Raw genomic sequence first — 13,490 nt, 5'->3', positions numbered from 1 at the left:
TATTGTACTGCAGTAGCAAGTAATGATAGTTATGAATATATTGGAAATGTGACGTTGGGTAGTATAAATAATAATTCAACTCAAGGTACAACCTCAACGGGTTATTCAGATTTCACAGCGATTTCTACTGATTTAACTCAAGGTGATGCTACTAACCCAATTTCTATTACTCCATTATGGGCTAGTACAGTTTATACAGAAGGCTTTGCTGTGTATATAGACTTTAACCAAAATTATGATTTTAGTGATCCTGGGGAACTTGTATTTACAGCTGGTGTAGATTCCGCAGCATTACAAACAGGAAATATTGTTATACCAGGTACAGCAACACTAGGAACCACTCGTATGCGTGTTATAATGGATGATGCAAATGCTATTACAGGCCCATGTTCAAATCCAAATTTTGGAGAAGTCGAAGATTATACTGTAAATATTATTTCAAATACTCCGGCACCAGAAATTAATATAATAGGTAATGGAAATAGCATTGCTGATGGTGATACAACACCTTCATTTACAGACGATACAGATTTTGGTAATGTTATTACGGCTGCCGGATTACAAACAAATACATTTACAATTGAAAATACTGGAACATTAAATTTAAATTTAACTGGTGGTTCTCCATACTTGAGTATTACAGGCACAAATGCAGTTGACTTTAGTATAGCAGTTATACCATCCTCAACAATAAGTGCTAGTGGATCAACAACATTTCAGATTACTTTCGACCCAAGTGCCAATGGCTTAAGAACTGCATCTATTTCTATTGCTAATAACGATAGTAATGAAAATCCTTATAACTTTAATATCCAAGGTACTGGTTATACACCTGCTCCGGAGATTAATATTACAGGTAATTCTAATACTATTACAGATGGTGATATTACGCCTAATACTTCAGATGACACAGAGTTTAGTGCCATATCAGTAACAGGATCGACAGACACAAATACATTTACCATTGAAAATACCGGTACAGCAGATTTATCTATTGGCACTATAACTATAGGAGGAACAAATGCTGCTGATTTTACAGTAACTGCTTCACCAGCTTCATCAGTTGCGGCCTCAGTGAGTACAACTTTTAATATACAATTTGATCCAAGTGTTGCAGGCTTAAGAACTGCTACAGTTAGTATTGTAAATGGAGATAGTAACGAAAATCCATACAATTTTAATATTCAAGGTTACGGAATTACACCTGGTGCTTGTGGTGCAACAGTTTCAACTTTCCCTTATCAAGAAAGTTTTGAGTCTGGTTTTGGGCTATGGACACAAGATCTTAATGGAACCCAAGATGATTTTGATTGGTCAAGAACAAATACTTCAACACCAACATTAAATACTGGTTCTGATGCTGCACAAGATGGAAGCTATTTTATTTATACTGAAGCTACTAGCAACCTTAATGCCACTGCTCAATTAATAAGTCCTTGTTTTAATTTAACTGGCACAACTAACCCTAGGTTAACATTCTTTTATCACATGCATGGAAATAATGGTACAACAAATTACATGGGAGACTTATTTGTTGAATTGAGCACAGACAATGGTCTAACCTACTCTAATACAGTATTTACAACCTCAGGATATGCACAAACAGATCCTAACTCTTCATTCACTCCTATTAGCGTAGATTTAAGTAGCTATGTTGGGCAGACAGTGAAAATAAGACTAAGAGGAGAAGTTCTCGGTGATGATAGAAGTGATATTGCAATAGATCTTGTAACTGTAACTGAAACACCTAACCCCACTTTTGGTCCTGGTGGTGTAACTTCTGGCTTAGCCCTTTGGTTAAAAGCTGATGACGGGTTGAGTTACACAAGTGGGCAAAATGTTACTGCTTGGGTAGATCAAGGTCTTGGTAGTGATGCAAGAGTACAAGTAAGTTCACAAGCACCTACTTACTACGATAATACAACAAGAAATGTTAACTTCAATCCAGTTATTGAATTTGATAACACATACACTTCATTTTCTGAAGATACTGATTTTTCGCATGACGATACAAGTTCAGAATTTTTAACTGGAGACTATGGATTCTTTACCCAAGATGTATTTATTGTTTTAATACCAGATGATACTCCTATAACTAATTCCTTTGGATTTATGGACGTGTTTTGTAGTGATGCACAACTAGGTTCTGCCGCTGCTGATGCAACTGGACTCGGATTTGGAGATTATACTGGTAGAGTTAGTGGAGAAATTATTTGTTATGCTCATGATTCATATACAGAAGGACAAACACCATCAGACGGCTATGCTGTCGCAGAAATTGGTACAGGATCGAGCTACGATAATTTAGGCATTATAAATACTAGAAACAATAGTGCAAATACACAACAAGAATTATACTACAATGCCAATAATATTGGAACAACTCAAAATGACATAGCTGAATATCTGAATACAGACGATTCTAGATGGTGGATTGGACGAAGTGAAGGTTGGGAAGCGACATTAAATGCAAGAGTAGCAGAAGTTATTACGTACACGGCTAGAAAGTCTGATGTAAACCTAACACAAGAACGTAATAGAATACAATCATATTTAGGCATTAAATATGGTATTACTCTTGGTGTAAATGGCACATCACAAGACTATGTAAATAGTGATGGTACGGTAATTTGGGATCAATCTGTAAATTCTAGTTATAGCTACGACATTGCTGGGATTGGAAGAGATGATGCATCAGAATTAAATCAAAAACAATCTAGAAGTATCAATAATACTCTAGATGGAACAGGCAGAACTCAAGGTGTACTTACTATGGGGTTAACAGATATCTATGACACTAACAACCTTAATAAAGCAAGTAACCCAACGTTTTTAAACAACAAACAATTCTTAGTTTGGGGAAATAATGGAGCCGATTTAAACCTAGCCTCAACGACTATTACCGTAAATATGAGTTCTGGTATTGCACCAGTATTAACTACAGAAGTAACCTTTACTGCAATGCAACGTGTTTGGAAAGTTGTTGAAAATGGTGGAGACATCCCAACAGCTAAAATTCGTCTGCAAGAAGATGCCGTAAGAAACATTACACCTCCAGGTAGTTATTATATGTTTATATCTAGTACTGGTGTATTTGATCCTACAGCAGATTATAGAGTTATGACTTCTGACGGAAATGGAAATTTAGAAGCTGATTACGATTTTGATGGCACTAAATATATCACTTTTGGTTATGCGCCACAGGTCATCGTTGAGCGTTCAGTGTATTTTGATGGAGTAGTTGATTATATTGATATAGAAGACAAGCTAGACATAAACCCTACAAATTTCACAATATCTGCATGGATAAAAAGAGATGCTGCAGATACAGGAACCAAATCAATCCTTTCTAAAAGAGCGACGACTTTTACAAATGGATTTGACCTAAGAATAATAGACGACAATCGAATTCAAATGTATTGGAAAAATGGTAGTAACCAAATCACTGTGAGTAATACTAATATTCCAGACGATGAATGGCACCAAGTTGCTGTTATCTATGATGGTACTGCATGTTCTATTTATATAGATGGTGTTTTAGATATATCTGCTAACAAAACACTACCAATAGTCAACAATGAATCGTTCTTTATTGCAGCAGCTGGTAAAAATTCACCAACACAACACTTTAGAGGAAATATAGATGAAGTACGCGTTTGGGATACAACCTTGTCCGAAGATCAATTACGTTTTATTATGAATCAAGAAATTTCTAATAATTCTGGGCAAGTTATGGGTAACGAACTACCTTCCTCAATTACGAAGAATGACATTAATGCTATTCCTTGGTCTGATCTAGCTGGTTATTACCCTATGTCAATATATACGTATACCAATACAGAAGACGCTTCTGGTAATGGAAAACAAGGGGCATTGAGAAATTTAAATACTGTTGGAAGACAAACGGCTCCGTTGCCATATCAATCTACTCAAAATGGGGATTGGGATACAAAAGCAACTTGGACTAATGGAAGCGTACAAGCACTTCCCGGTTCAGCATCGATTGTAGATCCGACTAGGACTATAGATTGGAATATTATTAAAACATCGCATAATATAACTTTAGATAATTCGTCTTTACCAGTAGCAAATGCAGATAATCGAGAAGTACTAGGTCTTTATGTAGATGCTAATGAATTAACAGTAACAGGAAACACAGGGACAAACTCTGGTAATGGTATAACAGTTTCTCATTATATAAGTTTAACTGGAAAGATTGACCTTGAAGGTGAGTCTCAATTAATTCAATCTACAGATAGTGATTTAGATGTTATTGGTGGTGGCGAGTTAGAACGCGATCAGCAAGGTACAGCAGATACTTATACGTACAATTATTGGTCTGCACCTGTAGGCGAAACAGATTTAGCTAATAATGATTACAGCTATACTGTACAAGATATTATGTATGACGGCACTAACCCAATAAACTTCTTAAATTCTGGTTATAATGGCACTGCTACCAATCCGATTGGAATTGCAGATTATTGGATTTGGAAGTTTGCAAACCAACCTAATGATGATTATTCGGCTTGGCAACATGTAAGACGTGCAGGTACAATTAATGCTGGTGAAGGCTTTACCATGAAAGGACCTGGAACAGGTTCAATATTAACAGATCAGAATTATGTATATCTAGGAAAACCAAATAATGGAGATATTAATCTAACCATAAATGCTGGTAATGACTATTTAGTAGGTAACCCTTACGCATCGGCAATTGATGCTAATCAATTTATTATAGATAATGGTCCTGAGCTAGACTATGATCCTGCTACGGACCCAACACCATTACTTAGTGGTACACTTTACTTCTGGGAACATTGGGGAGGAAATTCTCATTACTTAGCAGATTACCAAGGTGGTTATGCAACTTATAACTTCTCAGGTGCTGTTGCAGCTGCTTCATATGGAACTAATGACCCAGATGTAGCAACTGGCGGAACACCAACTAAATTACCAGGACGTTACATTCCGGTAGGACAAGGTTTCTTTGTTGTAGGTGAAAATACTGGTACTATCAACTTTAACAATGGGCAACGTGTTTTCCAGAAAGAAGGAGGTTCAGGTTCCGTATTTATGAGAAATGCTAATGTTACATCTCAAACTAATTATGATACTAATCAAGGTGATGTTAGAATGAAATTTAGAATAGGGTTTAACTCTATTAATTCGGTTCACCGTCAGTTACTTTTAGCTATTGATGAAAATGCAACTCTTGATGTAGATTGGGCTTATGATGCAAAAATGAACGAAAGTCAAATCGACGATATGTATTGGATAATAAATGGCGAAGAATATGTTATCCAAGCCAGTGATGAAGCTGAAGTATCTACGATTTACCCTTTAGGTATTAAAACTAATACAGATGGTATAAACACTATAACTATAGATGCTCTAGAAAATGTACCAAATGATATGAACATTTATGTACACGATATTGCATTAGACATCTATCACGATTTAAGACAGAGTGATTATGAAGTGTTCTTAAATGCAGGTGAATATTTAGGTCGTTTTGAAATAACATTCGATACGACTCCTGAATCACTTGGTATTGATGATGAAACTATCAGCAACATTGATGTGCTTTATTCTAACGACATTGAAAAAATAGTATTAATAAACCCCAATTTTATAAACGTAAAATCGATTGAACTATTTAATATATTAGGGCAATCTGTTTACACAATTGAAGCTATTTCAGAGAGCGGTTACTCTGAATATGAAGTTAAGAATTTAAGTACTGGAACTTATATTATTAAGTTATATACTGTAAGCGGTTCAGTAGTGACTAAAAAAGTTTTAGTGAAATAATTTTTTGCCCCAAATCTTAATTCTTAACCAAAAAAGTCCTGATTCTATCAGGACTTTTTTATATATAACACCTATTGGTTTTATTGAAAAACTTCTATTAATTCATTAAACTGAAGCTTTTGTTGCTCACCAGATTCCATATTTTTAAGCGTAAAACTTTCTGTATTTAATTCTTCTTCACCAACTAAAACAACAAAAGGAATATTACGTCGGTTTGCATAATTCATCTGTTTTTTCATTTTTGCCGCATCTGGGTAAAGTTCTGCTTTTATACCTTTCTGTCTTAGCTTAGTTACAGCTAGCAAACAAGCCATAGCTTCTTTCTCACCAAAATTGATAAACAGTACTTTCGTTGATGCTGTAATAGTATCGGGAAACAGATTTAATTCTTCTAACACCAAGTAGATACGATCTAGGCCAAAGCTAATCCCTACTCCACTTATATTTTTTAAACCAAATATCCCTGTGAGATCATCATAACGACCTCCTCCACCGATAGAACCCATATTAACTCCTTTTGGCGCAGAAACTTCGAAAATCGCTCCAGTATAGTAGTTAAGACCACGTGCAAGTGTTACATCGAGTTGTAAGGTTGCCGTTTTTAATTCTAAATTTGAAATAGCTGTGTTAATAAATTCTAATTCCTCAATCCCTTTTAGTCCAATTTCAGAAGAGCTCAAAATAGATTTTAAACTTTCTATCTGATTGACAAAATCACCTTTAAGCGTAAATAAGGGCTGAAGCTTAGAAATACCTTCATTAGAAATACCTTTATTACGCATTTCGTCTTTTACCCTCTCCTCTCCTATTTTATCGAGTTTATCTAATGCAACAGTAAAATCTATAAGTTTATCTTGCGCACCAATAACTTCAGCAATGCCAGATAAGATTTTACGGTTATTTATTTTAATAGTAACACCTTCTAATTTTAAAGCTGAGAAAACTGCATCATACAATTGTACAAATTCTACTTCTTGGAACAGAGACTTTGAACCAACCACATCTGCATCACACTGATAAAATTCTCTAAAACGTCCTTTTTGCGGACGGTCTGCACGCCAAACAGGTTGCATTTGGTAGCGTTTAAACGGGAACTCTATTTCGTTTTGGTGTTGTACAACGTAGCGTGCAAAAGGAACTGTGAGGTCGTAACGTAGTGCCTTTTCTGAAATTTTTGATGTAAATAAATTTTCTGACTTTGACTTAAAATCATCATCAGAAATTTTCTTCAAGTATTCTCCAGAATTCAAAATCTTAAAAATTAAGCGATCTCCTTCATCACCATATTTTCCCATTAAAGTATCTGAATTTTCAAAGCTTGGTGTTTCAATAGGTTGAAACCCAAATACCTGAAACTGCTCCTTTATGGTTTCCATAATATAAGAACGTTTTGCAACGGTTTCTGCATTAAAATCTCTTGTGCCTTTAGGAATACTTGGTTTTTTTGCCATGCTAATTTCCTGCAAAAACAGGAATTTCTTTTTAGTGAAACTTTATTTTTTTCGCTCTGTCATTTCGAGTGTAGTCCAGAAATATTAAAATTTTACAGATTGTAACATCTCTACTTTGCTCGATGTAATAGTTAAGTAGAATCTTAAATAAATTTATTGGTCACAAAAATATTATAAATTTTAGAGGCAAAGCCAAGATAATTTAATTTTATAGTAACTTTATAGTGTTTAAGTAGTCTTATATCACATACAACCCAACTAACATTAGATAAAACTATGTTTTCATTAGCAAAAGAGAATATTAGAATTGCTTTTACATCCATAAAAAGTCAACTTCTCAGAACTGTCTTAACCGTTTTAATTATTGCTATTGGTATAATGGCGTTGGTTGGTATTCTAAGTGGTGTTTCTGCTTTAGAAAACACTATTTCTAGTAATTTTTCTTCAATGGGTGCAAATACTTTTAACCTAAGGCAATATGAGCTAACTGTGCGTGTATCTTCAGGAGGTGGTGGCCATAGGCAACGAGAACGTACAAAGATAAATCCTGTTATAAGCTATAGAGATGCTAAACAGTTTGTTGATGAATTTGACTATCCCGGAACAAAAACTGGATTTTGGTTTTTCGGTTCAAATTCTACTGAGGTTAAATATGGAAACACAAAAACGGATCCGGAAGTTGCTATAATTGGTGCTAACGAATATTTTATATCAAATTCTGGTTTAGAATTAGAATTTGGTCGAGGTTTAAATGTTTTTGATGTAACTAATGGTAATCCTGTATGTGTAATAGGTAGTGATTTAAAAAAAGCTCTTTTCCCAGATGAAGATCCATTAAATAAAACCATAAGTATAAGAGGATCTAAATTTAAAGTTATTGGTGTTCTTAAAGAAAAAGGCTCAACATTTGGTAACAACCAAGATTTAAGAGCTATTATTCCTATTCAAAAAGTAAGAACTATTTTCACTTCACCATCTATTAATTATAATTTAAGTGTTAGAGTAGATAAAAAAGAGATGTTAGAGGGAGCGCAACAAGAAGCTATAATAATTTTTAGAAATATTAGAGGTCTTAATCCGGTTGAGAGTAATAATTTTGGAATTGTAAAAAGCGATGATTTAATTAATAGAATTGGTAGTATTTCTGGAGTTTTATATACAGCAGCTTGGGTAATCAGTATCATTACCATTTTCGGATCTACTATTGCATTAATGAATATTATGTTAGTTTCCGTAAGTGAACGCACCAGAGAAATTGGTGTACGTAAAGCTTTAGGTGCCAAGAGTAAAACTATTGCTTTTCAATTTTTTATAGAAACTATAATTATTGGTCAATTAGGCGGAATTCTTGGAATTTTACTCGGAATTCTTATTGGTTTTGGAGTTGCCAAAGGCTTCGGACTTCAATTTTCTACTCCTTGGTTTGCCATGTTTTGTGCCACAGCCATAGCATTTATTGTAGCTGTAATATCGGGACTTTATCCTGCTGTAAAAGCCTCTAAACTAGACCCAATTGAATCTTTACGATATGAATAATTAAATTATTGAGCAGGTCTAAATCTTAGTCTAATTATTTATTTAACCTTTAATTAGATTAACAAAATACTGAAACAATTCTCCTTTTGTAATTGCAGCACCAGTTTGAATCATTTTAAAAATATCCAAATGCTTATCTTCTGAATACGGTTTGTTAGCATTAAAGAATTCGATATCATCTGATAATAAATTATTTCTTAACCATTGAAAACCCTCTTTGGTTGTAAAATCTATTGCTTCCTTATCAATTTTTAATGCGATTAAATGCATTTGTTTTTCGTTGCATTTAAAAAGATGAATTTGTTGAGGTGAAATGTGTTCTAGATATTCAACTTTACTTAAAACTCCAAACCAAACCAAATCGCTAAATACATCGAGTTCTTGTTCTGCAGCTTCAGGTTTATTTGTTTTAATTTCTTTCCACTCATCAGCTGTAATAGACTGTGTTGCTAAAAAATTAATGAATTCTTGGTGTAATTCTTCAAATTGTTCTTTTGTTAATCTTGTGTATTTCATCCTAATATTATTTTATGGCATTATATGCCGCAAATGGTCTATCTGTGGCTAACACATCTATACCTAAGTTTTTCCATTTATTATATAATATATCACCTTTTGCCTCTGTCTGCTTATCTAAGTTACCTAAAGTTCCTAGCATACAAACAATGTTTTCTGCATGTAATCTTTTAAAAAGTGAAGCATCGGATAATCGAGTCCCAGTAAATGCCAACATATTTTCCATTGGAATTTTAGCCTCCATCAAACGATTAAATTCGTTATGATTTCTGGCTGAAACTGAAATTAATAATTCTGGAGCCAAAGTATAAGCTGATTTAGCTTGTAAGACATCATAAGTAATTATAATACTAATATCTTCAGCTTTAGCCATTCTGATTGCTTTAATAACAGCTTCTTGGCTTACATTTCGTTTAATATCAACCGTAAGAATAACAGTATTGGTTTTGCACCATGTTAAAACTTTAGAAAATAACGGAACTTTAAAAGCTGTTACATTTTCATGGTCGTCAACTAAACTGTAGGTTTTTATCTCATTGTAAGTTAAATCTTTTACTAATCCTGTTCCATTTGTGGTTCTATCAATAGAATTGTCGTGCATTAATATTAATTGACCATCTTTAGTTTGTGCAACGTCTATTTCGTACATCGCAGAAATACTATCATTAACATATTGAAGGGTCTCTAAACAGTTCTCTGGATAATTGATTAAACCTTTTCCACCTCTATGAACACTTATATTAGGATAATCTCCATTTGAAAACTTGAACGTCTCAATAAGTTTAGAGTCTAATGCCTTTCTAATTTCTACAGTCTTACATCCAACTATAATAAACAAAAAACAAAGTCCTAAAAATTTAAATTTATTCATAAAAAATGCGCTCTTAAATAAGAGCGCAAATTTACTGATTTATATGTGGTTTATAATTAGAAAATATATCTAATTCCAAATTGTGCTTGCCATCTAGATAATAAGCTAACATCAGAACTAAATGTTTTAGTTAAGTTGCCATCGAATGTGTAAATTGGTTCATTGTTACTATCTACAGAAACACCTAATGGTTGTACACTATTTGGTACTTCTACAACTCCCCATTCACTATTTAATAAGTTACCAACATTAAGAACATCTGCACTAAACTGAATAGTATGTGTTTTCTCACCTATTTTAAAGTTATAGTCTTGAAGAATCTTAAGATCCCATCTTCCTCTCCAAGGAGATAATGCTCCATAACGCTCTGCATAACTTCCTCTGTTATCATTTAAATAATCATCTTGTTTAATAAATGATTCAAAAGCATCCGCTTGTCCTGCTCCTGAGAATTGCATTTGTTGAACTTCAGAACTTGTTGGAATATATATTAAATCGTTAAAGTTAGAACCATCACCATTTATGTCGCCACCATATGTGTAATTATATCTACCTCCACGTGCATATTCAAAAAATGTAGATATGGTAGTCGCAAATTTACCTTTACCATATTCAAACTTCTTAGAACCAACACCAATAAAACGATGAGTATCACCATATTTAGAGTAGGATAAAACATCATCATTTGCATTTCCAGAAATAGCATTTCCGGCAAAAGCATCACCAGTAATTTCTGCTTCAATTGAATTGACATCTTTAGCATTAAGATAGTTGTAAGCTAAACTTGTATAAAACCCAGTACCAAAAGTCTGTTGTGCTTTTAAAGTACCATTAAAGATTCTGCCCTTATCTGAATTTGTAAAAACATAAGCATTAGTAGAATCACCGAATTCATTTGTAGATATATCTGAAGGCAAATAAGTTGGTCTGTTATCAACCCCTTGCAAAGTTCCTGATGGATTTTTTAAAGCCCAGTTTTGAACATGTGCACCATTAATATCTTTTGTATAAGATAGGTCAGCTGTTAAAGTCAAACCACTTTCAAATCGGTGATCAGCACCTAAATTAGTTCTCCAAACTTGTGGCCACTTAAAATCGGGATCTATTACTTGGTAGAAAAAGAAGTCAACACCTTGTACTTGGTTGCCTAACCATACAAATGGAAAACGTCCTGTGAAAATTCCTGTTCCACCTCTAACTTGCGTCGCCTTATTTCCATTTACATCCCAATTAAAACCTAATCGAGGTGAAACTAATATATCGTTTGATGGTAATGTTGTCGAGTCTAAGTTTGTAATTTCCCCAGTATTTGGATTATAATAATCTATACTCGGTTGGTATGTACCACCTGAAAAATCTGATGGATTAAAGACACCACCTTTTCTATCAATGTTTTCCTGAATTTTAGTAGCTGTATCAAAATACAACGGTTTATCAAATCTAACACCATACGTTATTTTGAAATCTTCTGTGATATTCCATTCATCTTGAGCATAAAAAGCTAACTGACCAACATTGGTTTCTGCTAATGCCCAACCTCCAGGATTACCTAAACCAGCTGAATTGAGGGCAGAATTAGCAGCAATAGCATCGTTAAATAAACCTTGATACAATGCAACTAATTGCGCTTCTGCAATTGGGTCACCTGCTGTATCTCTAAAAGATTGTATATCTCCTGTTGGAAAGAATACCCCTTGAGCACCATAGGAACCTAAATTAAATGAGTTATCGAACTCGAATTTTTCATATGCTACACCTACAGTAAATGTATGATCACCTTCTACAATATTTAAATTATTTGTAAACTGAAATACTTTTTGGTCTAATACATTATTAATTGAAAATGGCTCATGACCAGCGATAATATAATTGGAACCTTCATTAGTTATAGTAATAGTTGGAGCTGGAGAAGACATTGGGCTTCTAAAATCATCAAATTGTGTAAAACCTACTTGAAGTTTATTACTTATACCATCAGATAAATCACTATTTAACTCCAACTGAAAAGAGTCTATATTATTGTTTATTTGGTAACCTGAATTTTGAAATTGTAATTGATTAACTCCAGGCCCTCTAAATCCGAGTGCCGAAGGGTGAGCTGGTTGTTCTCTTGACGCTTCTAAAAAATTATAGATAAAAGCAAGTCTATTTTTATCATTAATATTCCAATCTAGTTTAAAAATACCCTTTGTCGAATTACTATCAAAAGTAAAACCTTCATAAGCACCAGGATTGTAAAACTCTCCGTTCCCTATAGATACTTGTCTTAATATATTATCTACTAATTGAAAATCCGATTCTAAGACACGAGACTCACCTGCAGCACCAGAACCTGTGTTCGGAAAGAAACCGTTTGTTCCTAAATCGGTTCTTTGGTCTTTTTCAAAATTCACAAAGAAAAACAACTTGTTTTTAACAATTGGACCACCTAAACTAAAACCAAATTGTTTTTGCTCTAAATCTGGTTGTAATATATCATCACCATCTATTTTATTTCCTGTCAAACTTTCGTTTCTCGAAAAACCATAAATTGTACCGTGAAATTCATTAGTACCACTTTTTGTTACCGCATTTACGCTAGCACCAGTAAATCCAGATTGCGTAACATCATATGGTGCTAATGAAACTTGTATTTGATCAATAGCATCCAATGAAATGGGTTGTGCTCCACTTTGACCTCCAGGTGTAGGAGAATCCAATCCAAAAGGATTATTAAAAATAGAACCATCTAATGAAAAATTATTAAACTGATCATTTCTACCTCCAAAAGAGTTGCCAGTTGATGAAGGCTCTAAGCGTGTAAAATCTGCTGCAGATCTCGAAATTGTAGGTAATCTGGTAATTTCTCGTCGACCCACACTAGTTTCTGCCCCAGTTCTATCGCTACTGAAAGTGCCAGAAGTATTTACCGTTAGTACTACAGCATCTAATTGCTCACTATCTGGAGTCATTTGGTAATCAATATTTTGAGTTTTACCTAGTGTAAGAAAAACATCGGTAAATACTTTGTCCTGAAATCCAACATAACTAATTGTTATTGTGTAAGGACCACCTACTCTAAGGTTTAATAAATTATAACGTCCTTCATCGTTGGAAGCTGCTCCATACTTTGTGCCAGTAGGAGTGTGTACAGCAACAATATTTGCGCCTAGTAATGGCTGACTTTCTTCGTCGAGTATTAATCCCTTAATGTTAGATGTGGTTACTTGCGCAAAAGCAAAGGGAATAAACAGTAGACAAATAATAAAAACAGAAATTTTCATATTGATTGATTTATTGAAATGTTAATGGATTAGTTAATG

At 33.9% G+C, this 13,490-nt stretch carries 6 protein-coding genes; 2 read left to right on the top strand and 4 right to left on the bottom strand.

Features of this window, described 5'->3' with window-relative positions:
* Positions 1–5,814: choice-of-anchor D domain-containing protein (locus AAC053_RS11625; protein ID WP_339756689.1), on the top strand; the 5,814-nt coding region annotated here is incomplete at its 5' end.
* Between the two features lie 80 nt (positions 5,815–5,894).
* Here the strand turns inward: AAC053_RS11625 and hisS are convergent.
* Positions 5,895–7,265, bottom strand: coding sequence for a histidine--tRNA ligase (hisS, locus tag AAC053_RS11620; protein ID WP_339756687.1), 1,371 nt, complete (start codon positions 7,263–7,265; stop codon positions 5,895–5,897).
* 276 nt (positions 7,266–7,541) lie between these two features.
* On the opposite strand from hisS, the gene AAC053_RS11615 reads away from it, so the two are divergent.
* Positions 7,542–8,801, top strand: coding sequence for an ABC transporter permease (locus AAC053_RS11615; protein WP_339756684.1), 1,260 nt, complete (start codon positions 7,542–7,544; stop codon positions 8,799–8,801).
* 42 nt (positions 8,802–8,843) lie between these two features.
* Here AAC053_RS11615 and AAC053_RS11610 read toward each other — a convergent pair whose 3' ends face one another.
* Genes AAC053_RS11610 through AAC053_RS11600 form a run of 3 tightly spaced genes read right to left on the bottom strand, consistent with a single transcriptional unit; the run spans position 8,844 to position 13,451 of the window.
* Positions 8,844–9,317 (bottom strand): DUF6495 family protein, encoded by a 474-nt coding sequence (locus tag AAC053_RS11610; RefSeq protein WP_339756681.1) that lies wholly within the window; start codon positions 9,315–9,317, stop codon positions 8,844–8,846.
* A 7-nt stretch (positions 9,318–9,324) separates the two neighbouring features.
* Positions 9,325–10,188 (bottom strand): glycerophosphodiester phosphodiesterase family protein, encoded by an 864-nt coding sequence (locus AAC053_RS11605; protein ID WP_339756678.1) that lies wholly within the window; start codon positions 10,186–10,188, stop codon positions 9,325–9,327.
* A gap of 56 nt (positions 10,189–10,244) precedes the next feature.
* Entirely contained in the window at positions 10,245–13,451 is a 3,207-nt protein-coding gene (locus AAC053_RS11600) for a carboxypeptidase regulatory-like domain-containing protein (RefSeq protein ID WP_339756675.1), read from the bottom strand.
* Positions 13,452–13,490 lie beyond the last annotated feature (39 nt).

Origin of the sequence: uncultured Winogradskyella sp. (assembly GCF_963975125.1) — a bacterium.
Lineage (GTDB): Bacteria > Bacteroidota > Bacteroidia > Flavobacteriales > Flavobacteriaceae > Winogradskyella.
This window is presented reverse-complemented; position numbering and strand designations above follow the sequence as displayed.